This window comes from Pseudomonas karstica, from assembly GCF_009707515.1.
Lineage (GTDB): Bacteria > Pseudomonadota > Gammaproteobacteria > Pseudomonadales > Pseudomonadaceae > Aquipseudomonas > Aquipseudomonas karstica.
The window spans coordinates 73,131-98,415 of record NZ_WLYI01000026.1 but is presented as its reverse complement, the minus strand read 5'-3'; the positions used below and the strand labels follow the sequence as shown (position 1 = coordinate 98,415).

The 25,285-nt window shown below is 58.9% G+C and carries 16 protein-coding genes and 1 pseudogene; 6 read left to right on the top strand and 11 right to left on the bottom strand.

Annotated features, from left to right (window positions below; all coding sequences use genetic code 11):
• Together GIR22_RS18810 and pcaF are read right to left on the bottom strand one after the other, a co-directional pair.
• Window positions 1–172: pseudogene (locus GIR22_RS18810) on the bottom strand (electron transfer flavoprotein subunit beta/FixA family protein); the annotation flags it as partial.
• A gap of 56 nt (window positions 173–228) precedes the next feature.
• On the bottom strand, window positions 229–1,428 hold the full coding sequence (gene pcaF, locus GIR22_RS18805) for a 3-oxoadipyl-CoA thiolase (RefSeq protein ID WP_154744766.1): 1,200 nt from the start codon (window positions 1,426–1,428) through the stop codon (window positions 229–231).
• 159 nt (window positions 1,429–1,587) lie between these two features.
• On the opposite strand from pcaF, the gene GIR22_RS18800 reads away from it, so the two are divergent.
• Genes GIR22_RS18800 through GIR22_RS18790 form a run of 3 tightly spaced genes read left to right on the top strand, consistent with a single transcriptional unit; the run spans window position 1,588 to window position 6,926 of the window.
• Window positions 1,588–2,760 (top strand): acyl-CoA dehydrogenase family protein, encoded by a 1,173-nt coding sequence (locus GIR22_RS18800; RefSeq protein ID WP_154744765.1) that lies wholly within the window; start codon window positions 1,588–1,590, stop codon window positions 2,758–2,760.
• Window positions 2,753–4,843 carry an acetate--CoA ligase family protein gene (locus tag GIR22_RS18795; protein WP_154744764.1) on the top strand — a complete coding sequence of 697 codons (2,091 nt, stop codon included), beginning with the start codon at window positions 2,753–2,755 and terminating at the stop codon, window positions 4,841–4,843. The genes GIR22_RS18800 and GIR22_RS18795 overlap by 8 nt, the downstream gene beginning before the upstream one ends.
• A gap of 10 nt (window positions 4,844–4,853) precedes the next feature.
• Window positions 4,854–6,926, top strand: a complete 2,073-nt coding sequence (locus GIR22_RS18790) for a 3-hydroxyacyl-CoA dehydrogenase NAD-binding domain-containing protein (protein ID WP_154744763.1) — start codon at window positions 4,854–4,856, stop codon at window positions 6,924–6,926.
• 170 nt (window positions 6,927–7,096) lie between these two features.
• Here the strand turns inward: GIR22_RS18790 and GIR22_RS18785 are convergent, their stop codons facing one another.
• The 4 genes from GIR22_RS18785 to GIR22_RS18770 all read right to left on the bottom strand — a co-directional run bounded on the left by GIR22_RS18785 (window position 7,097) and on the right by GIR22_RS18770 (window position 12,436).
• The gene (locus tag GIR22_RS18785; protein WP_154744762.1) at window positions 7,097–8,455 is read right to left on the bottom strand and encodes an MmgE/PrpD family protein; all 1,359 of its coding nucleotides are present in this window, start codon (window positions 8,453–8,455) and stop codon (window positions 7,097–7,099) included.
• A 13-nt stretch (window positions 8,456–8,468) separates the two neighbouring features.
• Window positions 8,469–9,416, bottom strand: coding sequence for a LysR substrate-binding domain-containing protein (locus tag GIR22_RS18780; RefSeq protein WP_154744761.1), 948 nt, complete (start codon window positions 9,414–9,416; stop codon window positions 8,469–8,471).
• 98 nt (window positions 9,417–9,514) lie between these two features.
• Entirely contained in the window at window positions 9,515–11,392 is a 1,878-nt protein-coding gene (locus GIR22_RS18775; RefSeq protein ID WP_154744760.1) for a TRAP transporter permease, read from the bottom strand.
• A gap of 66 nt (window positions 11,393–11,458) precedes the next feature.
• Complete coding sequence (locus GIR22_RS18770; RefSeq protein WP_178122348.1) at window positions 11,459–12,436, bottom strand: TAXI family TRAP transporter solute-binding subunit; 978 nt, start codon at window positions 12,434–12,436, stop codon at window positions 11,459–11,461.
• A 398-nt stretch (window positions 12,437–12,834) separates the two neighbouring features.
• Here GIR22_RS18770 and GIR22_RS18765 point away from each other — a divergent pair, with 398 nt between their 5' ends.
• Complete coding sequence (locus GIR22_RS18765; RefSeq protein WP_178122347.1) at window positions 12,835–13,911, top strand: AbrB family transcriptional regulator; 1,077 nt, start codon at window positions 12,835–12,837, stop codon at window positions 13,909–13,911.
• Window positions 13,912–14,076: 165 nt separating this feature from the next.
• On the opposite strand, the gene GIR22_RS18760 is transcribed toward GIR22_RS18765, so the two are convergent.
• The 5 genes from GIR22_RS18760 to GIR22_RS18740 all read right to left on the bottom strand — a co-directional run bounded on the left by GIR22_RS18760 (window position 14,077) and on the right by GIR22_RS18740 (window position 23,187).
• Entirely contained in the window at window positions 14,077–16,806 is a 2,730-nt protein-coding gene (locus GIR22_RS18760; protein WP_154744758.1) for a winged helix-turn-helix domain-containing protein, read from the bottom strand.
• Between the two features lie 355 nt (window positions 16,807–17,161).
• Window positions 17,162–18,526 (bottom strand): DUF1329 domain-containing protein, encoded by a 1,365-nt coding sequence (locus tag GIR22_RS18755; RefSeq protein WP_154744757.1) that lies wholly within the window; start codon window positions 18,524–18,526, stop codon window positions 17,162–17,164.
• A gap of 27 nt (window positions 18,527–18,553) precedes the next feature.
• A complete protein-coding gene (locus GIR22_RS18750) occupies window positions 18,554–20,413 on the bottom strand; it encodes a DUF1302 domain-containing protein (protein ID WP_154744756.1) in 1,860 nt (619 codons plus the stop codon).
• A gap of 335 nt (window positions 20,414–20,748) precedes the next feature.
• Complete coding sequence (locus GIR22_RS18745; protein WP_154744755.1) at window positions 20,749–22,431, bottom strand: fatty acid--CoA ligase; 1,683 nt, start codon at window positions 22,429–22,431, stop codon at window positions 20,749–20,751.
• A gap of 126 nt (window positions 22,432–22,557) precedes the next feature.
• Window positions 22,558–23,187, bottom strand: coding sequence for a LysE family translocator (locus tag GIR22_RS18740; RefSeq protein ID WP_154744754.1), 630 nt, complete (start codon window positions 23,185–23,187; stop codon window positions 22,558–22,560).
• Window positions 23,188–23,271: 84 nt separating this feature from the next.
• Here GIR22_RS18740 and GIR22_RS18735 point away from each other — a divergent pair, with 84 nt between their 5' ends.
• Together GIR22_RS18735 and GIR22_RS18730 are read left to right on the top strand one after the other, a co-directional pair.
• Window positions 23,272–24,237 carry a 2-hydroxyacid dehydrogenase gene (locus GIR22_RS18735; RefSeq protein WP_154744753.1) on the top strand — a complete coding sequence of 322 codons (966 nt, stop codon included), beginning with the start codon at window positions 23,272–23,274 and terminating at the stop codon, window positions 24,235–24,237.
• Window positions 24,238–24,267: 30 nt separating this feature from the next.
• Window positions 24,268–25,266 carry a methyltransferase gene (locus tag GIR22_RS18730; protein ID WP_154744752.1) on the top strand — a complete coding sequence of 333 codons (999 nt, stop codon included), beginning with the start codon at window positions 24,268–24,270 and terminating at the stop codon, window positions 25,264–25,266.
• Window positions 25,267–25,285: the final 19 nt, after the last annotated feature.

Genomic DNA, 25,285 nt, shown 5'->3' with positions numbered 1-25,285 from the left:
GCCCTTCTTTTATCGACAGTTCTTTCAGGCGTACCGCTTCTTCCACGGCAATTTCGCAGAAAGGGTTCATCGACATTTTGACGTTGGCGAGATCGACGCCGGAATTGTCCGCCTTGACGCGAACCTTGACGTTGTAATCCACAACGCGTTTTACAGCTACCAGGATTTTCATGGGCTCACTTATCACAGTTTAAAAAGGACAATCTTCAACGATGGGCAAATAGTCACTCAGACACGCTCGATAACCATCGCAATGCCCTGCCCCACACCTACGCACATCGTGCACAAGGCATAACGGCCCCCAGTGCGTTCCAACTGATTGAGCGCAGTGGTGACCAAGCGTGCGCCGCTCATACCCAACGGGTGGCCCAGGGCAATAGCGCCGCCATAGCGGTTGACCCGAACGTCGTCGTCGGCCAATCCCAGTTGTCGAAGAACGGCAAGCCCCTGGCTGGCGAAAGCTTCATTAAGTTCAATGACGTTCATCTCGTCCAATTTGAGTCCCGTCAGTTGCAGCACCTTAAGGGTCGCAGGTACCGGCCCCATGCCCATGACCCGCGGGGCCACGCCTGCGGTAGCGGTGCCGAGGACTTTCGCGCGAGGTTTCAGGCCATGGACTTCGCAGGCGGCCAGGCTGGCCATTAACAAGGCACAGGCCCCGTCGTTTACACCACTGGCATTGCCTGCTGTGACAGTGCCGCCAGTACGTACAACCGCCTTTAACTGGGTCAACGCTTCCAACGAGGTGGTTCGCGGATGCTCGTCGCGCTCGACCACAAGTGTTGCGCCCTTACGCTGGGGCACATGTACCGGCACGATCTCGTCGGCAAACAGGCCTTCAGCCTGGGCGATGGCAGTTTTCTCCTGACTGCGCAGCGCGAAACGATCCTGATCCTCACGGGAAATACCGAACTCATCCGCGACGTTCTCAGCGGTTTGCGGCATGGCATCGACACCGTAGAGCTTCTTCATCAGAGGGTTGATGAAACGCCAACCAATAGTGGTGTCCTGCATGGACATGTCGCGCGCGAATGCGGCTTGCGCTTTACCCATCACGAAGGGTGCGCGACTCATCGACTCAACACCGCCAGCAATCATCATTTGGCATTCGCCGGAGCTAATAGCCCGAGCAGCAGTGCCGATGGCATCCAGGCCAGAGCCGCAGAGACGGTTGACAGTGCCACCCGGTACGGTGTCTGGCAGGCCGGCAAGTAAAAGCGCCATGCGCGCGACGTTACGGTTGTCTTCGCCAGCCTGGTTGGCGCAGCCGTAGATGACGTCGTCCACGGCCGACCAGTCGACCCCGGGATTTCTCTCGATCAGCGCACGAATGGGTATCGCCGCGAGATCATCTGCGCGAACCGAAGCCAACGCGCCACCAAAACGGCCGATGGGTGTACGAATTGCGTCACAGATATAGGTATGCATGGACAGTGCTCCAATAGGTGGAAAACACAGGGATGTTATCCAGACGCACGGGCATACAAGGTTTCGAATATGTCATGTGAGGATGATTTTTGGGAAAACAGATACCCCACCGCATTAGTTAGCATCCGTTCATCAATCATCAATCAGCGGATCTGTGCCATGAATTTCCATTTCACTGAAGAACAACAAGCATTCTCCGACGTCATACGTCGTTTCGCTCAGCGCGAGTTGGCCGACGGTGCACTGGAGCGCGCGCACTCTCAGGACTACCCTTGGGAAATCGCCGCCAAACTTGCCCATCAAGGGCTGCTGGGCATCACGATTAAAGAAGAAGATGGCGGCATTGGCGGCACCCTGATGGATGCAGTAATCGCGATTCAGGAACTTGCGCTGGTATGCCCCAAGAGTGCTGACGTGGTGCAAGCTGGCAACTTCGGGGCCATTCGTACTTTTGCCGAATATGCTTCTCCAGAACTGAAGGAGCGCTTCCTGCCCGACCTGATTGCTGGCAAAAGCCTGTTGGCGTTGGGCATGAGCGAACCGGGTGCGGGTTCCGCCGTGACCGAGCTGAAAACCTCGGCGGTCGAAGATGGAGACCATTTCATCATCAACGGCTCCAAGGTGTTTTCCACTCACAGCCCGCATGCGAATACTTTCCTTATTTATGTACGCTTCGGGCCGGGCTTGAACGGGATTGGCTCGGTGATCATCGAGCGTGGAACACCCGGCTTCGACATCGGCCAACCATCGCCCTTCATGAGCGGCGAAGAGTGGTGCCAGCTGTACTTCACCGATTGCCGCATTCCCAAGGCCAACGTCCTGCTCGGCCCGGGCGGCTTTAAAAAGCAGATTTCCGGATTCAATGTTGAGCGTATCGGTAACTCTTCCCGCTCTCTGGCGCTGGGACGCCATGCGTTCAACGTTGCCCGCGAACATTGCCTGACTCGTGAGCAGTTCGGTCGTAAGCTTTGCGAGTTTCAGGGGTTGCAATGGAAGTTCGCCGAGATGGCGGTCAAGCTGGAATCGGCCCAACTGCTGCTTTACCGCGCGGCGGTTAATGCTGACGGCGGCCTGCCCTCCGCCTACGAAACCAGCGTGGCCAAGTTCGCCTGTAACATGGCCGGATGGGAAGTCTCCAACGAAGCGTTGCAGGCCATGGGAGGCTACGGTTACTCCTCCGAGGCGCTGGTCGAATACTGCGTCAAACGTATCCGTGGCTGGATGATTGCTGGCGGTTCCATAGAAGTGCTGAAGAACCGCATTGCCGAAGACGTCTTCGATCGTCGTTTCGACCAGCGTCCGCCGAAAGTTGAAGGGGTTAAGCATGCATAAGATGATCGATCAGGATGTGGCGAGTGCCCTGCTGCGACCCAAGAGCATTGCGCTGGTGGGTATTTCCGATGACCCTGCCAAAACAGCATCCCGCCCGCTGCGCTTTCTAAGGGCTGCCGGCTATGCCGGCACCATCTATAACGTCAACCCCAGCCGTTCTGAAGTTCAGGGCGAGAAGGCCTATCCGTCCCTTTGCGCATTGCCGGAAGTACCGGAGCACGCATTCATTCTGACCAACTCCGATTTGGCCGTTGAGGCGGTCGCCGAGTGCGGACGCTTGGGCATTCGCGTGGCGACCATCCTGGCCGGCGGTTTCTCCGAGTCCGGGCCTGAAGGTTGCGCCCGTGAACTGCGCCTGCGCCAGATCGCCGAACAAACCGGTGTACGCATTCTTGGGCCGTCCAGTCTCGGCGTGGTTAACCTGCATCAACAGTTGGTTCTGACGGCCAACGCGGCCTTCGCCGAACCCGACCTGCCCGTGGGCGGGATCTTTTGCGCCTCGCACAGTGGCAGCATGCTAGGTGCCCTGGCCTCTCGTGGGCGCACCAAGGGTGTGGGCTTTGCCGGCCTGGTCTCGGTGGGTAGCGAAACCGACCTGAGCATCGGGCAGATCTGTGAAAGCACGCTGGATGATCCAAGCATCACCGGCTACATGCTGTTCCTCGAATCACTGCACCACGGCGAAGATATGCGCCGTTTCGCCTTGGGTGCTGCCAAACGCGGCAAGCCAGTGGTGGCTTATAAATTAGGCCGCTCCGACGTCGCTGCCGAACTGGCGGTTTCCCATACGGGAGCACTGGCCGGCGAAGACGCGGTGGCCGAAACATTTTTCCGTGACTGTGGCATAGCCCGAGTGGAAACCCTGGAGGGTTTCCTCGAAGCGTTGCCGTTATTGGCCCAACTGCCGTTGAAAAACCTGCGCAGCACGGCGGGCAGAAAACCAACAGTCGGCGTGGTCACGACCACCGGCGGCGGCGCTGCCATGGCTGTCGATCAACTCGGCATACGCGGAGTCTCGGTGGTACCACCCACCGACGCAACCCTGGCTCGCCTGGCTGAGCGCGGCATCGTGGTGAACCACGGCGGCATTGTCGACCTCACGCTGGCCGGCACCAAGTATGACGTGATGAAAGCGGCCATCGAGGTCTTGCTGACCGCACCGGAGTTCGACATGGTGGTGGCCACTGTCGGCTCCTCGGCGCGCTACAACCCGGATCTGGCGGTTAAACCGGTGGTCGACTCGTTTGGTTTCAGCGACAAGCCCCTGGCCTGTTTCGTGGTCCCGGAAGCAGCTTCCGCCTTGCAGTTACTGACTGAAGCAGGTGTCCCATGCTTCCGTACCCCGGAAGCCTGTGGTGACGTCATCGCCGCCTGTTTCGCCCGCCGCAACCCCAGCGAACCAGCCCCTGCACCTGCGGCACCGCAAGGCGAGCGCATGCTCAACGAGGCGGACGCCTACGCAATGATTGCGCCATTGGGTGTGCCCCATGCGGCGTATGCCGTGCTGGATGTAAACCAACCATTGCCCGACCTGCCCTTCGACTATCCCGTGGTGGTCAAAGTGCTGCATGCGGACATCGCCCACAAGACCGATGTCGGAGGCGTGGTGCTGCCCGTACATGATGCCGCGCAACTGGCAGAAGCCATGCGCCGCATCATCGACAACGTTGCCACCCATTTGCCGCATTTGACCGTGGACAAAGTCCTGGTTCAAGCCATGGGCAAGGGCCTGGGTGAAGTATTGGTAGGCTACCGCCGCGACCCCGATGTCGGTCCGCTGGTGATGCTGGCGGCCGGTGGCATTCTCACTGAAATCTACTGCGACCGCGCCATGCGCCTGGCCCCGGTCAGCGTCGAACAGGCACGTGAGATGGTGGGTGAAGTAAAGGCATTGAAAGCACTTGCCGGCTATCGCGGCCGTCAGGAAGGTGACCTGGAAGCCGTTGCCCAGGCCGTGAGCGCATTTTCCCAACTGGCCTTGCAACAGGATTGCCAGGTGCTGGAGGCCGAGATGAACCCACTGCTGGTGAAAGCCAAAGGCGAGGGTGTGGTCGCGGTCGATGCATTGGTCAGGACTGCCTGAGGAGAAGCCCATGAACACGCTCATCACCCTTGAGCGTGACGGCAACGTCGCGCTGGTTTATATCAACAATCCTCCGGTCAACGCCGGGTCGCTGGGGGTCCGCCAGGGCCTGCTCGAGGCGATCAAGCAGGTCGAGGACAGCTCGGACCTGATCGGCGCGGTCTTGATTGGCGCCGGCAAGATGTTCATTGCAGGCTCCGATCTCAGCGAGTTCGGCAAGCCCCTGGAAAATCCGCAGTTGCCAGAAGTCATCAGCGCCATTGAGCAATGCTCCAAGCCAATCATCGCCGCGATTCACGGGGCGGCGCTGGGCGGCGGTTTCGAACTGGCCTTGGGCTGCGACGCCCGCGTCGCTTGCGAAGGCAGCTTGCTCGGCTTGCCCGAAGTGACCCTGGGCATGATACCGGGCGCGGGCGGCACCCAACGCCTTCCGCGCCTGACCGGCATTCCCAAGGCGATCGAGCTGATCTGCGCGGGCACCCGTGTCTCAACTGCCGATGCCCTCGCGCTTGGGATGATCGATGCCATTGCAGAAGGCGACCTGGCCAGTTTCGCGGCCAACTACGTACGTAACATGAATGGAAAATGCCGGGTTCGCGACCGCCATCCCCAACCCTGCGACGCGAGCCAGATCGAGCTTGTCAGTGCCAAGGCCCTCAAGGCGGGCAAGAACCGCCCGCAGGTCAGGCTGGCTATCGATGCCGTGCTGAACGCTGCCAACCAGCCGATAGACCTGGCCCTGACCTCTGAGCGCGAGGTCTTCCAGCAGCTGCGGATGTCGAATGAAGCGTTGGCATTGCGTCACCTGTTCTTCGCTGAGCGCCAGTCGGCAAAGCGTGTGGAGCTGAAAAATGTCGAGCCCCAGCCCGTCAGCCGAGTAGCCGTCATCGGCGCTGGCACCATGGGCAGTGGTATTTCCCTGGCCATCCTTCAGGCCGGTCTCGACGTGGTGCTGTTGGAACAGGATGAAGCGGCCCTGCGCCGTGGTCAGGAGCGCATTGCCGGCGAGTACATGCGCCGGGTCAAGGCGGGCCGTATTAGCCAGGCCCAGGCAGACACCGAACTGAGCCGCCTGCACGCCAGCACGGACTGGGCGCACATTGCCTCGGTGCATCTGGTTATTGAAGCGGTCTTCGAAGACCTCACCGTCAAGCGCAACCTGCTGCGTCAAATCGAACCGTTGATGGACAAGGACGCCATTTTCGCCACCAACACCTCCTATCTGGACGTGGACCAGATCGCCGAGGTGGCCAAGTACCCTCAGCGGGTCATCGGCTTACACTTCTTCAGCCCGGCCAACGTCATGCGCCTGGTGGAAGTAGTGCGCGGCATGTACACCGCGGCGGAAGCCCTGAGCACCGGCTTTGCGGTGGTACGCCGCCTGGGTAAACTGCCGATCCTTGCCAACAACGCTTTCGGTTTCATCGGTAACCGCATTTACGCAGCCTACCGCCGTGAGTGTGAGTTGATGCTGGAAGAAGGCGCGCTGCCGGCGCAAATCGACGCCGCCATGGAGTCCTTCGGGATGGCGATGGGCCCCTTCGCCGTTGCCGACATGTCCGGTCTCGACATCGCTTGGCGCATGCGTCAGGCACGCTCGCCTCTGCGCGATGGCAACGCACGCTACGTGGACATCCCCGACCTGCTATGCGAGAAAGGCCACTTCGGGCGCAAGACCGGTTCGGGGTATTACCTTTATGACGAGCAAGGGCGCCGCAGCGAAGATCCAAGTGTGAGCGACCTTATCGTCCAGGAGTCCATGCGCAAGGGCATTGAGCGCCGCGCCTTCAGCCGTGACAATATTGTCGACCGCGCATTGCTGACGATGGCCAACGAAGCTGCACTGCTGCTGGCCGAGGGTGTCACCACTCGCTCCAGCGACATTGACCTGGTCATGATCAATGGCTTCGGTTTTCCTAAGTGGGAAGGTGGCCCCTCGTTCTGGGCCGCCCGTCAGTCGCTGAGCAATCTCATGGCCCGCCTGGAAACGATGGCCAGCACCAGCGGACCTGGCTTCGTAAAAGGTGACCTGGCGATGTTCCATCACCTGGATGCCCTGCAACAGGGGGCTTCCACCGCCTGAACACGCTTCATTGAACAGCCAGGCCCCGTGCAGGAGACTGCTCGGGGCCTTGCTGTCTCTGCGAATCGAATGGGCCGCACGTCACCGAGGTAGCCCCATCACTCGCCTGGAGCATTGCGGGGGTTAGCGCTTCAGAAAGACCACCGGAGCGCATCCGGTGGCCCCACCTATCAGCCCAAAGAGACCAAGTTCAGGTCCGACAGCTGTAGCTCTTCCAATTTCCAGACCTGGCTCCCGAGCCAACGCGTGGCGTCGCAGCCAATGACCGGAGTGACCAGTTCAGCGAATTTTTGCTCCAGCTCCAGATCGGTCAATGGCGCTTCCGGATCACCCTTGCGAAAAGGCGAAAAGTGTTCCAGCACGCGGCCATCCTGCAGTACCAGACGCACCCGCGCTGCACGGGCCAACGGGAATTGGCGGGTCAACTCAGGGCAGGCATTCATCACCACCTTTTGCATCATCAAAAGGCTCGCGGGCTCGGCCAGGCGTTCAGCGCAAAAGGCCTCAAGACGCACGCTGCCGTAACGCAGCGCCTGCACCAGCACGTAAGGCATGCTGAACTTGGCCTGGTAGGCGGAAACCGGCGCGTAGTTGCCGGTCACGTCGAGTGCGGTCTTGTAGGTGTCCACTTCAATGCGCACCACTTGGTCGCGCTCGGTTTGCGACAACTGTTCGCGCAAGAGCTGCACAGCGTCGATGGCCGCGAAGGTGTGGCCGCAGCAGCAATGGGTCTTCTGCGTGATGCGAGTAATGTTGTAGCTGCTGCCAAGACCCTCGGTCACCTTGTGCCATTGTGGATTGGTACTCATGGCCGCACCGAAGCCAACCTCGCCTTCAAGGATATCCAGTGCGCCGGTGACACCGCTGGCCGCTGCTCGCGCAGCGGTGATACCCGCCGACGCAGCGTGGCCGCCATGCAGGGCTTTGGTCATCGAGTCAGAACGGAACGCCTGCTGCAGGCCGGCGGCAAACGATCCAGCCGTTGCCAGGGCATGGGCCATGACCTGACGATCCTTGGGTGCCAACAGGAAAGCCGCAGCGGCGGCGCTGGCGAAGCAGCCTATGGTGCCGGTGGTATGGAAAAAATGGTAATGGGACGGCTGGACCGCCGCACCGATGCGGGTGGATATTTCGTAACCCACCACCACGGCACGAAGGAACTCCCCGCCGCTGGCACCGATGTGCTCCCCCATAGCCAACGCCGCCGATATTGTCGGCACGCCGGGGTGATAGATCGCATCCTTGAAAATGTCGTCGAACTCGACAGCATGCGATGAGGTGCCATTGATCCACGCCGCTGTCGTCGGCAGAGCCGTGGCACCGTAACCGGGAAGGCTGCTGCGGCCAGTGCCACGCTCATCGGCGTAGGACTGGGCGAGTCGCTCGGCGACCGGTTCACGCGTGCCTGGGTACAACGCAGCGAACCAGTCGAGTACCGCACGCTTGGCATGGTGCTGTACATCGCCGCGCAACGTCGAGTTCGCCTCATGGACGCTGTAGTCTGCCAATTGCTCTATTAGTGTTGCCATGGGATACCTTTCGTTACGGATTGGGTTGTTGCCCCGGTAAAAGCTTTGAGCCGATTTCTTCCATCAGCCAGTCCCGGAAGCAGGCGATCTTGCTTTCTCGAGGTGAGTTCGGCTGGCTAACGAGGTAGTAGCCCAGACCACGGGTAAAGGTGTGTTCACAGAAATAAATAAGCGTGCCGGAGCGCAACTCCTGCTCCACCATGCGCGTCTGCGCTATGGCGATACCGAGACCATCGTGCGCCGCCTGATAGGCCAGCAGAGAGCTCGGCAGCATGAAAGGGTCTTGCTCCATGCTGTATTCGATACCGGCCGAAGCAAACCAGTCGGACCAGTCCTGCTTGCGATAATAGGAGTGGATCAGGCGATGTTTGAAGACTTGCTCGGGGGTTCGGCTGGTGGGCAGGCCGGAGACCAGCTTCGGCCGGCAGACTGGACGCAATTCGTCCACGAACAGGAAGTCGGAATGCAAACCCTCCCACTCTCCGTCACCGAGCTGGATAGCGGCATCAACGCGCTCGCTGGTGAAATCCACGGGAGCGATCGCCGTGGTAATGCGAATTCGCAAGTGTGGATGAGCTTTATTCAGCCTGGGTAGCCGGTGCATAAGCCAGCGGGCCGCAAACGTCGAGTAAACGCGGATGCGCAAGGGTTCGTCTTCCAAATGTGCGGTCAAGCCGCGAGTAGCGTCGGCAATCCGCTCGAACGCAGGCTGTATGCCCTCGAAGTACTGTTGGCCGAGTTCGGTCAGGCGGATACCCGTGCGATCCCGATGGAAGAACTGCACCTCCAGGTAACCCTCCAGCAAACTGATTTGACGACTCACTGCCGACTGACTGACATGCAGCTCCTCTGCAGCTTTGGAAAAGCTCTTGAGGCGAGCAACAGACTCGAACACACGCAGCGCATTCAGAGGGGGTGTATTGGACATGACAGGTAGCCTTTGCTCGGTTAATTGCAGCAAGCCTACGCCATAACAGCTGCTTGACGCTGCTACCTAAAAGCCGCCGCCCCGAGTCACGGAAAGCCTGTACACAGGCTTTCCGCTGGCGGGACGGAACATCAGGTGAGGTTAGCGACCGGCTGGCCCCGTTTCAGCAGCGAAGTCTGGGTCAGGGCGAAGATCGCCAACACTCCCAGCGCAATCATGTTCGCCCACAGCATAGGCACCAGACAGCACATCGCAGCAGATGCGAGCAGCAATCGCCAGGCGACGTTCACATGGCGTTGATACCATCCAACCAGCGCAATGGACATCATCCACACCGCGAACAGCGCCAGGATGGCGGCCGCGATAATTTGATGCCATTCGCCCATACCCAGCAGCGCATTGTTGTAGACCACCATCACGGGAAGGACAAAACCGGTCAAGCTGATACGGAACGCTTCAAGCCCGGCCTTGAACGGATCGCACCCAGCGATGCCCGCCGTGGTGAACGCCGCCAATGCCACAGGTGGTGTGATCGGTGCGTAGCAGCAATAAATGAATACGAAGAAGTGCGCCACGATCAGCGGAACACCCATCTGTACAAGGAACGGCGCAGCCGTCACGGCCATCACGATATAAGCGGCAGTCGGCGGCAATCCCATGCCCAGAACAATGGAAATAACCATCGCAAACAGCAGTGCCAGCGGCAGATAACCGTGAGACGCCGACATCAAGATGTCCGACAATTTGAGGCCCAGCCCCGTCATACCCAGCATGCCGATGATGATACCCGCCGTGGCACAGGCTACCGAGACCACGAGCACTTTCCTCGGGGTTTCGATCAATGCCTCTACGAGATGCATCATCGGCACTTTAAGTTCGGGTTTGAAGAAGTTGTAGACCAGCGTCGTGACCAGGATCACGGCAGTAGCGAATAACGCTGCGCGCAACGGCGACACCTGCAACACCGCAAGCGAAATGATCAGCACGCTCAGCGGAATCAACAAACGCAGACTCTTCATCAATGCGTCGCGCTTACCTGGTATTTCATCGGCGGGAAGTGATTTCAGGTTGTCTTTACGCGCTTCGTTGCCGACCACAAACATCAAGGCTGCATAGAACAGTAGCGCAGGAATAATCGCGTGCAGGATGATCTGGCTGTAGGGCACGCCAGTCATGTCCGCCATCACGAAAGCACCGGCACCCATCACCGGCGGCATCAGCGACGCGCCGGACGCGCCTACCGCCTCAATCGCCGCCGCTGTACGCGCCTTGTAGCCCACCCGTTTCATCATCGGAATGGTGAAGGCGCCGGTGGTCGCCGCATCCGATACAGGACTGCCGGACACCATGCCAACCGTCATGGTAGCAATGATGCCCACTTTAGCCGGGCCACCCTGGTATTTGCCGGCGAAGGCGTTGGCCAGGTTGATGAAAATGTTGCCCACCCCGCACTTTTCCATGAAGGAGCCGAACAGGATGAACAGAAACACGTAGGTCGCCGCCACGCCCAACGGTACGCCGTAGATACCCTCAGTGGAGTAGAACATCTGAGTGACAATGCGCTCCACATCACGACCGGAATGGCCAAACGGCTCGGGCAGGTAACGACCGAAATAGCTGTAAAGCAGGGCAATCAGAGCCAGCAAGGTCATCACCCAGCCGACGGTGCGGCGGGTTGCCTCAAGCAATACGGCTAATGTCACGCAGCCAATGATTAGATCCATACCTGTCGGATCACCGATGCGATAGACCAGGTCATCGAAGGAAAAATACAGGTAGATGCCGCTGACAAGAGCGGCCAGCACCAAAGGAATATCAATCAGGAAGGTGCTTTTCGAATCCTTGAATGCCGGGAAGAACAAAAACACCAACGCCAGTACGAAAGACAGGTGGACACTGCGCTGGAGCAACGCAGTCATCAAGCCAGTGCTGGCTGTGTAGACCTGGAAAGCGGTGAACAACAGGGAGAGGACGATAATCGTCGCTCCCAGGGTTTTCCTAGACGTCATAATACTTTTCCTCTGCCAGAGCACCGGCAAAAACAATCAACCAGAGGAGGCACGTGCCTCCATTTGTCACTGCAGAACGCCTACCTCGCGGAAGTAGCGAGCCGCACCCGGGTGCAGCGGCACCGCTGTATTGGATGCGTTTTGCAACGTGGTCAACTTGAAGGCGTGATTGATACCTTCCAGCTCTGGCTTGTTTTCGAAGACTGTTTTAACGATCTGGTAGGCCTCTTCCTCGGACAGTTTCGTGCCGGCGACCACCAGCGTCTGTACCGATACCGTCTGCGCGTCGTGAGGGACACCTTTGTAGGTGTTCGCAGGGATGACGACCCGGTCAAGGAACGGATAGTCCTTGCGTATGCTGCTGACCTGATCATCGGTCAGGGACAACAGGTTGATCGGGTTGGTCATCGCCAAACTCATGACCGCCGGGGCAGGGTAGTTAACCCCAAGGAAGACGGCTTCCACGGTGCCATCCTGCAACGCCTCGACGCCTTCACCAAAGGTCAGGTACTCAGGTTTGAAGTCTCGATAGGTGATACCCACTGACTCAAGCATCATCCGCGTCTTCACTTCAGTCCCGGAGCCAGGTGCTCCAACCACCACGCGCCTATCGCGAATATCGTCGAGCCCCTTCACTTCGCTGTTTTTCAAAGTGACGATGTGATGGGGCTGCTGGTACATATTGAACAGGCCATACATCTCGACCTTTTCACGAAAATGCTTGGATTTTTTGTAGTTGGTGTAAGCCTCATACACCACGTCGGCAGATACGGTCGCCAGATCCGCCTGCCCCTTGGCCAGCATCTTGATATTTTCCACCGTCCCGCCGGTGGACTCAGCGACCATGGAAATGTCCGAATTTTTTTTACTTACGATATTGGCCAGCGCGCCACCGTACGCATAGAAGACGCCGGTCGTACCTCCTGTCGCAATCGACAACTGCGAAGCATGAGCGCAGACCGTAGTGAGCAGCAAACCCGCACACCCCATAACCGCCAGTGTCTTCAGTTTCGATTTGTCGTTCTTGTTCTTGTTGTTCTGCATTTCAAACCTCGATACTTGAGTTTGGACGATGCCCCTCATGACCCCCTGACCCCGTCCAGTTTTTAACCTTGGCTGTTCAGGATCACCCAGTGGCCTGCGCTTGAAAGTAATAGCGTGGCAACCCGGCTGGGCTTCTCGTGACCCCATCATAACGAAGCGTCGAAATAGCGGTTTTACCAAAAGTCATACGCGGATGAGTTATTTGAAAGCTGGCGTACGGCCCATCCAATTAGGCTTGGCAGAACGGGCACGGCTTAGGTCCGGGCTGGTTGAACGCCCCCTCACTGCGTTATCGCAACGGGTTTTATCGCGCCAGTTTCTCGCGCGATATTGATGAAAACCGTTTCATCATCGGGTACACCATTGCGCTGCCATAAACGTGGCCTCAGGAGAATCACGTGAAGAGATTTTCCTTCATTGCACTCGCAAAACTACCGATCGGACTGCAGTGGGCAGTGTTAGCCGGGGGTGGCGGGCTTGCAGGTTATGCCCTGCACCAGACGGGATTACCCGCTGCCCTGCTGCTCGGTCCCTTAGCCGTTGCTATCTGCATGGGCGTCGCCGGCACGCGTATTCGAGTGCCGCGGCTGATGTTCCGATCAGGTCAGGGTATTGTCGGGTTGATGGTCGCCAAATCCGTGACACTCGGAGTGCTCCTGGCGTTGAGTGAAGACTGGTACCTGATGCTGCTGGTCACTGCGATCACCCTATTGATAAGCGCCGGTGTCGGCCTCGGCTTGGCCTGTTTCAGCTCCATACCCGCAGACGCTTCAGCATGGGGAACGGCTCCCGGGGCTGCGTCGGCAATGATAGCGATGGCCGAGGAAAATGGCTCGGACGGACGCCTGGTGGCGTGCATGCAATATGTGCGGGTTGTCTGTGTGGTCATGCTGGGCGCCTGGATTTCTCACCTCTTCGTGGGGGCCGGTGATACCCATCTCCCGCCCATCGCTGCCGAGCTCCCTTTCACCTGGATCGGCCTTGGGATGAGCCTTGCCATCGCCTTCCTGGGCGCGTTGAGTGGCAACTTGCTCCCGGCCGGCGCGTTGCTGACTACCGTTATCCTCGGGAGTGCCTTACAGCTCACTGGGTGGCTGGATATCACCCTGAACGGTACGCTTGTCACACTCGCCTATGGCGTCATCGGGAGCTATATCGGGTTGCGCTTTGACCGTGCGACGGTCAAGCACGTCGCCAGGTTGATTCCGGTGATCGTCGCTGCCAACGTGGTGCTCATCCTGCTTTGTAGCGCATTAGCCTGGCCGCTGAGTTACCTGTTTGGAAAGGACTTCCTCTCGGTCTTCCTGGCCACGAGCCCAGGGGGGCTGGACGCCATGGCAATCATTGCCGTGGAAACGGGTTCAGACGCCAGCTTCGTGGTCGCACTGCAAACCTTGAGGCTCATTGGCGTGGTACTGACCGGGTCTTTTTGCGCCCATCTGATCATGAAGTGGAATGCTCGCGTGTCTCGTTAAACACTGCTTATAACGTCGGTCCTCAGCCGATTTTCCGCCGCTGAATCTGCAGGAGGACTTGTGCTGATGCCACAGCATGAGTGTTACTTGTTTTGGTCTAGGTGCTGGTCGCCAAGCGCGTGGTGGAAAACGCCTGAGGCTTTCGGGCCGATTAATCGGTCCTGCTCACCCCAACAATCCCATCTCCTGCGCCCGCGCCACTGCCTGCGTGCGCCGCTCCACCCCAAGCTTGCTATTGATATGGCTGGCGTGGGTCTTGACCGTATGCAGGGAGATAAACAGCTGATTGCTGATCTCCAGGTTCGAACAGCCCTGGGCAATCAGGTGCAGCACTGCAAGCTCGCGGGTGCTCAGGGTTTCATGGGTGGGCGATGCTTCAACAGCGACAATCGCAGGCAAGAGTGCCAGCAAGCCTTGGTTCAACAGGCTGTGGGGATTCCGGGCCAGTTGCTCTCGCGTCCAGCCGGGGTAGCGTTCAAGTAACCGTTGAAAGGGCTGCAGGGCGCCACCGACGGCAGCTTCAAGTGCCCGAGCAAACACTGGGCGAGCCTGGGACTCCCAGCCGCTTTCCAGCAGCAACAACACCTGCTGGGTCAGCGCCATAAGACTGATCATCTGTCGGCCGTCGTCATGGGCTTGTCGCTCCAGCTCTTCAAGCCGTTGCAGCGCAGCAGCAGGCTGTTGGCGAATCGCCTCCAGCGCCGCTTGTTGCAGTTCGATATGCTGCGGCAAGTGAGGATGAAACTCCGGTGCCGCGGCAGCCTGTTCACCGTTATAGGTCTGCCCCAATCGCGTCAACCAGGCGTCAGCCAGGTCAGTACGTCCCTGGGCCAGCCACAGCTCGCACTTGATCAGGGTGATCATCGCAAGGTAGTAGATCGGCGGCACGTCCCAGATGTGCATCAATCGCTCGGCCTCGGCCAACTCGATAAACGCTTGGGGGTAGTCCCCACGACGGCCTTCGAAACTGGCAATCACGCAATGGCCGATCAAGACGCTGATATCCCGGCAGGCACGGGCCTCGTTCAAGCCGGCACGCAGGCGAATGATGCCGGCCTCGGGCTGACAGCGCACCAGCAACAAGTAACCCTCATACAACGCCAGGCGGGCACGCACCGCGTACAACCGTTGAGGGGCCAGCCCATGCAAACGTTGCAAGCCTTGACGGACTTCATCCAGTGACCGCAGGACCTCACCACGGGCCTGCAACACCCGTGCACGGTCGTAATGGGCCAGAGCCTCGAACAACGGATTGCCAACCCGCTGCGCCAACTCCAGTGAGTCGCGATTCAAGCCACGGGCACGCCACAGGTCAGCATCGACAATGGCCAGGTTGGACAGTGTAGACAAGCACATCAGACGCTGGCCGTAGCGTTTCTGCGGCAAGCTTTCCAAGGCCTCGGTGCAATACAGCTGGGTCAATTCACGATTGCCACGACCACGGGCAATGATCCCGCTAAGGGCCAGCCACTGGGCCAGCATCGATTTCTGGGCGGTGGCCGACGGGGCCGGAAGGAAGCGACTGAGGTGGCTGGACAACTCCTCCGCAGCATCCAATTGGCAGGCCAGCCCGAGAGCCCAGCTATAAAGCACGATCAAGCGTGGCGTGCTGATCAACAGGCTGTCAGGCAAGTCCATCTTCCAGCGCAGGAGCATGCCAACATTTTGTTCCGACAGCAGTTGCTCTTCGGAAAGATTCTGTACCAGGCTCGCCGCCACATCCAGATGACCAGCACGCAACGCCTGCTCCACCGCCTCGTCGATCAAGCCCTGGGCATTGAACCAGCGACAAGCTCGCAGATGCAGACTGGCAACCGGCAACACGGCGTTGATGCCACGCCGAGTACGCAGCAAATCGGAAAACAGATGGTGATAACGGAACCAGTGTCCCTGCTCGTCAAGCGGCACCAGAAACACTTGGTGAGATTGCAGGTAACGGAGAATCTCCGCGCTGTCGTGAGCTTCACGCACAGCGTCGCACAGCTCGCTGCAAAAGCGCTCCTGGGGGGCAGTGTCGTAGAGGAACCCTTGTACTTCTGTCGGCAAACAGTCGATCACCTCCTCCAACAGGTAGTCGCGGATCAGCCCTTCTCCACCGTGCAAGCCCTGGGGCAAGGCCGCATCATTGCCAGCTTCAGAGGCAGCCAGTAACCAGAAACGCAGGCCGGCGACCCAGCCCTCGCTACGCCGGATAAGGTTATCCAGGGCCTCGCCACGCAATGAGCTGCTATGGCGGTCGAGCAGAGCCAAGGACTCGTCGTTCGTCAGGCGCAAGTCTTGCTCATGCAGTTCCAGTAAATGCCGGGACAGGCGCAGTCGCGCCAGGTGCCAGTCGGGACGCTGGCGACTAGTCACCAGCACCAGTAAACCGTCAGGCAGATGATTCAGGAAAAACTGCAGGCACCGGTCAAGTACAGGGCCCTGGACCAAATGATAGTCATCCAGCACCAACAACAAGGGCGTGCAGGTGGACAAGTGCACCGCCAGCTCATCGAGCAGCCCGTCGAGCCACTCTTCAAAGGCGAATGGCTGATGCCGCTGGCGCATTTTCAGCAGGCCCAATGACTGGCCGCCCAGTTGCGGGAAATACTGTTGCAAACCTTCGAGCAGGCGCTCGAGAAAACGCCCCGGGTCGTTGTCCCTGGGGTTCAATCCCAGCCACAAACTCTGCCAATGCGCCGGCAGGCTTTGGCAAAACTCCACCGCCAATGAGCTTTTGCCGAACCCCGCCGGTGCGCTGACCAGCAGCAGGCGGCCACCCAACCCTTCGCTCAGGCGCTCGCACAGGCGGGGTCGCAACACGTAGCCATCAGGCAACGGGGGTCGATAGAAGCGACCTTCCAGGGTAGGGATCACCGCACTGGCAGACCCATGGATTCGGGACAAATCAGTCATCGCCGGGCTCTTGTAGAAGGCTGTTGTCGGCATTGTAGATGTCCGCAGACTAGCGGTAAAAACGGCGACTTTGTAGATATTCGCAACATTTATCTGAAAAAGACTAAGACAAAAAATATCACCAGATAAACAAAGCCCCGAACCAGTCGGCAATGTCGTTCAGTTAAGTGAATATCGGCCACTGTAGGAGCGAGCTTGCTCGCGAAAAACGTCAACGATAACGCGTGCATCCTGGATAAACGCGTCGCCTGTGAGTTCTTCGCGAGCAAGCTCGCTCCTACAGAAAGCCTTAACTGAGCAGCATTGCGAACCAGTCGGGGCTTTGTTTCGAGGGTGCGGCCTCGGTTAAGGTACGTTAGCGAACACCGGCCTGACGCAGGGCTGCCGGGGAGAATTCGGATGTGGTAGCGGTGAAGCCGAAGTCATAAGCCTTTTTCTCTTCATTCTTCATGCCCAGGGCCAGGTAGCGACCGGACTGCAGATCGTAGAGGGTTTCCAGTGCATACCACGGCACCTGCTTATCGTAGTAGTCCTCGGAGTGGGCTTCCGCCACACGCCACAGTTGGCCACGGCCATCGTAGTGATCAATCACGGCTGCTTGCCAGGTGTCTTCATCAATGTAGAAATCACGCTTGGCGTAAATGTGGCGCTGGCCTGCTTTCAAGGTCGCGACCACATGCCAGACCCGGCGCAACTCGTAGCGAGCCAGGTCCTGATTGATATGGCCAGCCTTAATGATGTCAGCGTACTTGAGCTTCGGATCGTCGATCTTGTAGCTGTTGGAGGCGATGTACATTTCCTTCTTGCCTTCCAGCTTCCAGTCGTAGCGATCCGGCGCACCGTTGTACATGTCGAGGTTGTCGGAAGTACGCAGGCCATCGGCGGCGGTACCCGGGCCGTCATAAGACACTTGCGGTGCCCGGCGCACACGACGTTGGCCGGCGTTGTAGACCCACGCCGAACGCGGCTCCTTCACTTGGTCGAGGGTTTCATGTACCAACAGTACGCCCCCCGCCAGACGTGCAGGGGCGGTGACTTCCTGCTTGAAGTAAAACAGTACGTTGCCGGGGTTCTTCTGATCGAAATCCTTCATCTTGTCGCGAAATACAAACTGGTCACGGAAGTACACCAGGCTGTACGAGCCGTTGGCCTGGGGCGTGGCCTGGGTTACCAGGCGAGTCACGCTACCACCGCGATAGCGGGTGATGTGGTTCCAGATCACCTCGACACCGCTTTTTGGAATCGGAAACGGCACGGCGGTTTCAAAGTTTTCCAGGCCGTTGCCACCGGACACCAGCGTGGTGCTGGTGGCGTTCTTCTTGATTGAGGCAAACACATCCGCCGGTACCGTGGCTCCACGGTGGGTCGGATAGACCGGCATCTTGAAGGTTTCGGGATAGCGCTTGAACATCGCGTACTGCCCCGGTGCCAGCTTGTCCTTGTACTGCTCTACGTTCTGCGCGGTGATGGTGAACTGCGGTTGCTCACTGGCGTAAGGGTTGGCCAGGAAGCCCCGTGCATCCACGGCGCCGGCATTGGTCGGCAACGGCGACCACTTGGGGATAGTGCCGGCCGCGTTACCGGCCATTTCCGCACCCATTGGGGTCAGGGTCGTACCCAGTTTGGCGGCTTCATCCGCCGATACCGCCGCCATGACACTGGAGGCCATGATCGACAGTCCAAGCACACCCACGTGCAGCAGGCTTTTAGTTATTTTCATGTTCTGGTCTTCCTGAAATGCATGTGCTTAGAAGTTCGCGCCGAAGCTGAGGGCAACAAAGTCCCGATCATCGACCGTGCTGAATTCACCACCGAAGAAGTTGGTGTAGTTCAGGCTGGCGGTGTAGGTGTTCTGGTATTCGGCGTCGATACCCAGGCTGACAGCCTTGCGACCTTCTTCGAAGTTACCGCCAGGGCCTGGCGAGTACCCCTTCACGTCATGGGACCAGGCCACGTTGGGCTTGAGGTTCACACCCGCGAACACGTCCGGGTATTCCCAGATGGCCCGGGCGCGGTAGCCCCAGGAAGTCGCCGTGGTGTAGCCATCGTTGTTGCAGTTGGTGTTCAAACCGTCGGCATTGGGCAAACCCGCGCCGTTGGCCGTCGAGTTGTTGAGGGCATTACAGAAGCCGCCGGGCAGACTGCCAGGACCGAAGACCGGATCACGGCCATAACGAGCCTCGGATTTGCTTTCCAATCCACCGACGTGAGTCACACCAATTTCACCGACCGTGGTCAGGCGACTGGCGCCCATGACTTGGTCGAAGAAGTGCGTAAAGGTGGTCTGGAACTGGGTGATCTCCTTGCGGTTGTAACCATGCAGGTCCTGCCCTGGCGTGCCTTTTAATACCGAAGCATTGCCGTAGCCGGGAATCGGGGTGACGCCTGCGAAGAGGATGTCAGTGGTACTCAGTTGCACCGGAGCATTTGGCCGGTAACTCAACTCACCACTCCAGGCGGTGCCGGTAGGCAGCATCGTGGAGAAGCTCAAGCCGTAGAGACGGATATCTTCCGGATACTCGACGAAGTAGTTGGAACTGCCCGCGACAATCAACGGCCGAAGTGCCGCCAACGGTCCCAGAGGCCGGGTGTAAGCCGAGGACGGCGCACCCTGGGCACTGAAGATTGGCGCACGGCTGTGGTAGTTCATGAAGTAAGCACCGAACTCAGTGTCCAACGGTGCAAAGTTGTAGCGCAAAGCCACGCCGAACTGGCCGCTGTCCCGTGCGTCACGATCGGGGCCACGGCGTACCAGGACGCCTTCGCTGTTGACATCCACGCCAAGGGCGTTGAGCGTCGGCATTGCAGCCCCCGGAATGGTGGCGCTCTTGTTCAATACCCGCAGGTTGTCGCTGCAACCGTCGGCAATGACGTCCGGCTGGGAGAAGAAAGTGCCGCAGTTGTCTACAACGGTCTGGTCCCACTCCAATTGATAGAACGCTTCGGCAGACAAGTTATCGGTCAGGGTTTGTGACACGTAGAACATGTTGACCGGAATCAGGCCTTCCTTGATTTCAGCTCCCGGACGACGGAACGCCGACACATCGATCGGGTTGATGGAGTTGATGCCGCCGCCGATGAAGGTACTTTCACCCCAGCTCACCACCTGCTTGCCTAACCGTACGTTACCCGGCTGATCGGCAATGCTGTAGTTGTGATAGACGAAGGCATCGAGAATTTGCCCGCCGGAGGACTGGGCGCCCTCTTTGCGGTTGTTGTCGCTGATGTCCTTGAACGGACGGCTTTCGTCCTTGAGCTCAAAGTCATACCAGTACTTGCCACGCACAAACACCCCGGTATCGCCGTACTTCAGCTCCAGATCATGAATACCCTTGAAGATCTTCGAGAACGTTTCTCCTCGTTTGAAATTCAAGTGGCCGTCATCGGAAGTCTGGGACAAACCCCGTCCTCCGTTATTGGCACCAATCAGGTCCTTGTTGGGCTTGGCAGTGGACCAGCTTGCACCCACTGACAGGGACGAGTCGAAGCTGCCCTCGACTTCACCGATATTGAAGCTGACGCCGAATGCGGGCCCGGCGAGCGTAGAAGCGAGACTGACGGCCAGGGGCAGTCTTGCCCGGCGCCAGAACTGGTTTACTGAGGTCATCGACGCTACTCCATGTGCACATTATTGTTATGGCAGTGAGCTCTTTCTTGAATGCTTGTATCGGGAGGAATACAACGATTCCAATACCCCGGCGGTCATCAAACCCCAATGACTCGCAACTGCGCACACTTGAAAAACTCTGGGATGAACTATAGCCAGCAGGGGGTACTGCTTGATCCCTCTAAAGTGTGATTTGCATCACCAACCCGTCTGCCACAGTCCTTTCGCCATGTCAGCCAGGGCTGACGAGGCAAGGATGGCTGAAAAACTGGAATTAACAAGACAAAGGCCCGTAATAGAGCATTGCCGTGCTCCGAAGAGCACGACATGAGGCCTCACAGCGTGGAGAGGAAGGTACTGTTATTGGCTTGCCATTCAATGATGTCAATACGGATACGTTTTTTGTCGAGCTTGCCGACACTGGTCTTGGGAACTTCCGTAACAATGGCAATCTGGCTTGGAATTGCCCACTTGCTCAGATGGCCCTGTTCCACAAAAGGCTTGAGGTGCTCCTTGAGCTCCCGGGCCCCTATCACATGGCCATCATGCACCACCAGCAAGGCAAACGGACGCTCGCCCCACTGCGGATCGGCAATCCCCACCACCGCTACTTCGCGTACCGCCGGGTGGCGGCTGATCAGGTCTTCCAGGGCCAGGGAAGAGATCCATTCGCCACCGGTCTTGATCACGTCCTTGATGCGGTCACGAATGTCGATCACACCAAAGGCATCGAGGGTCGCTACGTCACCGGTGTGCATCCAGCCACTGGCCCACAGCTCGGCCCCCTTGTGCGGCTCATTGAAATAGCCTTCGCTGAGCCAAGGTGCGCGCAGCACCAACTCACCTTGGGACTCGCCGTCGGCGGGAAGGAAATTGCCATCGGCGTCGATGATCGCCGCCTCCACCAGCGGCCCCGGCACGCCAGCCTTGATGCGATAGGTGGTGCGTTCATCTTCGCTGCCGGCCATCAACTCTGCGTTGAGGTGGGCACAGGACACCAACGGTCCGGTCTCGGACATACCGTAGGCGGCGGTCAGTTGGATGCCACGCGCCTTGGACGCCTCATACAGCGAACGGTTGAGGGCACTGCCACCAATGACGATCTTCCAGCCACCGAAATCAACGCCCTGGCCCGCCTTGGCGTTGAGCACCATTTGCAGGATGGTGGGCACGCAATGGGAAAAGGTGACCTTCTCCTTGCGCCACAACTCCACCAGGTATTCCGGATCGTAACGGCCGGGGTAGACCTGTTTCAGGCCGAGCATCGTCGCGACATACGGCAGGCCCCAGGCATGCACATGGAACATCGGCGTGATTGGCATGTAGACATCATTGGTGCCCAACAGGCGCACGCTGTCGATGCTGCCCATGATGGTCGCCACGCCGATGGTGTGCAGCACCAGTTGACGATGGGTAAAGTACACGCCCTTCGGGTTGCCAGTGGTACCCGTGGTGTAAAAGGTGGTAGCTACCGAGTTTTCGTCGAAATCCTGGAAGTTGTACTGGGGGCTCGCCGCCGCCAGCAGCGTTTCATACTCACCCACCAAGTTCGGCAGCTCGGCGGTTTTTTCCTCGCCATCGGTCAACAGCAGGGTTTTGTCGACAGTCGTCAGGTGCCCGGCAATGGCTTGATAGAGTCCCACGAACTCACTGTTGACCAGCACAAAGCGGTCCTCGGCGTGATTCATGGTATAGAGAATCTGCTCCGGCGACAGGCGCACATTAATGGTATGGATAACCGCGCCGATCATCGGGATCGCGAACATGCATTCCAGGTAACGGTGACTGTCCCAGTCCATGACCGCGACGGTATCGCCGGCCTTGACTCCGGCGGCCGTCAGCACGTTGGCCAGGCGGGCAACGCGCTCGATCAGGGTCGGATAGGTGTAACGCAGTTTGTCGCGATAGACGATTTCCCGGGTCTTCTCGTAGCGAGTACCGGACATCAACAAGCGTTTGATCAACAGCGGGTATTGGTAGGCGCCTTCGGCGGGCGGGATAACACGAGTCTGCAACATACGAATCCCTTATGTGACTGCACGGTCTTGGCTGACAGATCTGCACTTTAGAGACCTTATGTGTCAGCCAAATCAGCCAAAGGAATGATTTGCAGAACCCAACGAATGCTAGCTTTGCGCTACCACCTACCTTTCGGTGAAAACCAACTTCACACCAATGGCAATCAGCACCGCCCCCATGGTCCGGTCAAACCAGTGGCCCATCCGGGAAAAACCGGCACGCACCCGCTGCTGGCTGAACAACACGGCCACCAGGCAGAACCAGAGGGCCGTCGCCACTGCCAGGTAAACGCCGTAACCGGCCTGGACCGCCAGCGGCGTGTGGGGGTTGATAACCACGGTGAACAGTGACAGGAAAAACAGCGTGGCCTTGGGGTTCAAGCCGTTCGTGACAAAGCCCGAAGTAAATGCCCCTCGCGCAGTGCGCTCGCCCACTTCACGGTGCAAGCCTTCTTCGCCGGCAGGCTTGGCCGGTTGCGCACGCAAAGCCTTGAAGCCGATGTACAGCAGGTAAGCCGCCGCCGCCCATTTCAGCGCGTTGAACAGTACGATGGATTGGGAAACGATCAGGCCGATGCCAAGCAACGAATACCCCACATGCAGAAAAATCGCCGAACCGACGCCCAATGCTGTCCAGGTCCCGGCACGACGGCCATGGGTCACGCTCTCACGCACGACCACGGCGAAATCCGGCCCAGGACTGGCCACCGCCAACAGGTGAATCAAGACCACGGTCAAGAACTCGGTGAGGTACATACACACTCCAGGAAGTAACGAATTATTTCATCTGATAGGCTCAGCAGATTACGCCTTCAAACCCTGTCGCAAAAGGTACAGTTGATGTCGAACAATCGCCGCGCCGTCTTCCTCGATCACCCTTCCCTGGACCAGGGAGACCTCGACCTGAGCAGATTGAGGGACAGCTTCAGCGAGTTGCGGCTGTGGGAGCAAACCACCCCGCAGAACGTGGTCGAACGCCTGCAAGGCGCCCAGGTAGCGATCAGTAACAAGATCTTGCTCAATGCCGAGACCCTGGCCGCCTGCCCCGAGCTGAAACTGATCCTGATCGCCGCCACCGGCACCAATAACGTAGACCTCGCCGCCGCCAGCGCCCAGGGCATTACCGTGAGCAACTGCCAGGGTTATGGCACGCCGTCAGTGGCCCAGCACACCCTCATGCTGCTGCTGAACCTGGCCACTCGCTTGAAAGACTATCAACGGGATGTCGACGCTGGCCTCTGGCAACACGCCAGGCAGTTCTGCCTGCTGGACCATCCCATCGTCGAATTGGAAGGCAAGACCCTCGGCCTGCTGGGCCATGGTGAGTTGGGGAGCGCAGTGGCGCGCCTGGCCGAAGCCTTTGGCATGCGCGTGGTGCTGGGCGCGATACCAGGGCGCCCGCCCCGCGCCGATCGGGTACCGCTGGATCAATTACTGCCACAAATCGATGCACTGACCCTGCACTGCCCGCTCAACGAGCACACCCACCACTTTATCGCAGCCCGGGAGCTCGCGCTGCTCAAGCCCGGCGCGTTTGTAGTCAATACTGCCCGCGGTGGCCTGATCGACGAGCAAGCCCTGGCCGACGCCCTGCGCAGTGGCCATCTAGGTGGTGCGGCCACGGATGTGCTGAGCGTCGAACCACCGACTACCGGCAACCCGCTGTTGGCGAGTGATATCCCGCGCCTGATCGTCACGCCTCACAACGCCTGGGGCAGTCGCGAAGCCCGACAGCGAGTCGTCGGCCAACTGACGGAAAACACACAGGGCTTTTTCAGCGGCACCCCGCTGCGCGTCGTCACTTGATAAACTGCGCCCCTTTTCAAGGAGCAGACCATGGATCCGCGCAGCGAAGTACTGCTTCGTCAGGCCGAACTTTTTCAAGGTGACGTGCTGTTGGTCGGTTTGCCCGCTGACGACCTGCTGGGTCGCCTACCCAACGCCCATGGCTGGTGCTGGCACGCAGGCGATCAGGCCGCGTTGGAGGCACGTTTTACCGAGCGCAGCCATTTTGGCGTGAACGTGCCCGAGCGCTCGTTCGAGACGGTGGTGGTGTTCCTGCCCAAGTCCAAGGACCTCACCGACTACCTGCTCAATGCCGTGGCGGCGCGTTTGCCCGGCAAAGAGGTGTACCTGGTGGGGGAAAAGAAAGGCGGCATCGAAAGCGCGGCCAAGCAACTGAACCCGTTCGGCAAACCGCGCAAGCTCGATAACGCACGGCATTGCCAGTTGTGGCAAGTCACCGTGGCCAACGCCCCGGCGGCGGTAGAACTGGAAAGCCTGGCGCAGGTGTTCGAGGTGCCGCTGGCTGAAGGCCCGCTCAAAGTGGTGAGTTTGCCAGGCGTATTCAGTCATGGTCGTTTGGATCGTGGCACTGCGCTGTTGCTGGAGCATCTGGATAAATTGCCAAGCGGTCATTTGCTGGACTTCGGTTGTGGTGCGGGCGTACTCGGGGCGGCGGTCAAGCGTCGCTACCCGCATAACACGGTCACGATGCTCGACGTGGATGCCTTCGCCGCTGCCAGCAGTCGCCTGACATTAGCGGCCAATGGCCTGGAAGCCGAGGTGTTGACCGGTGATGGCATCGACGCCGCGCCGATGAATCTGAACACGATTCTGAGTAACCCACCGTTCCATGTCGGGGTGCATACCGATTATTTTGCTACCGAGAACTTGCTGCGAAAAGCGGCAAAACATCTGGCAAAAGGTGGCGAACTTCGGCTTGTTGCCAATAGCTTCCTAAAGTACCAACCGCTGATTGAAGAGCATCTGGGCGTGTGCGCAATCAAGGCCGAAGGCCAGGGCTTTCGCATTTACCGTGCCAAGCGCGGCTGAAGTCTTTTTCCAAAAGAAG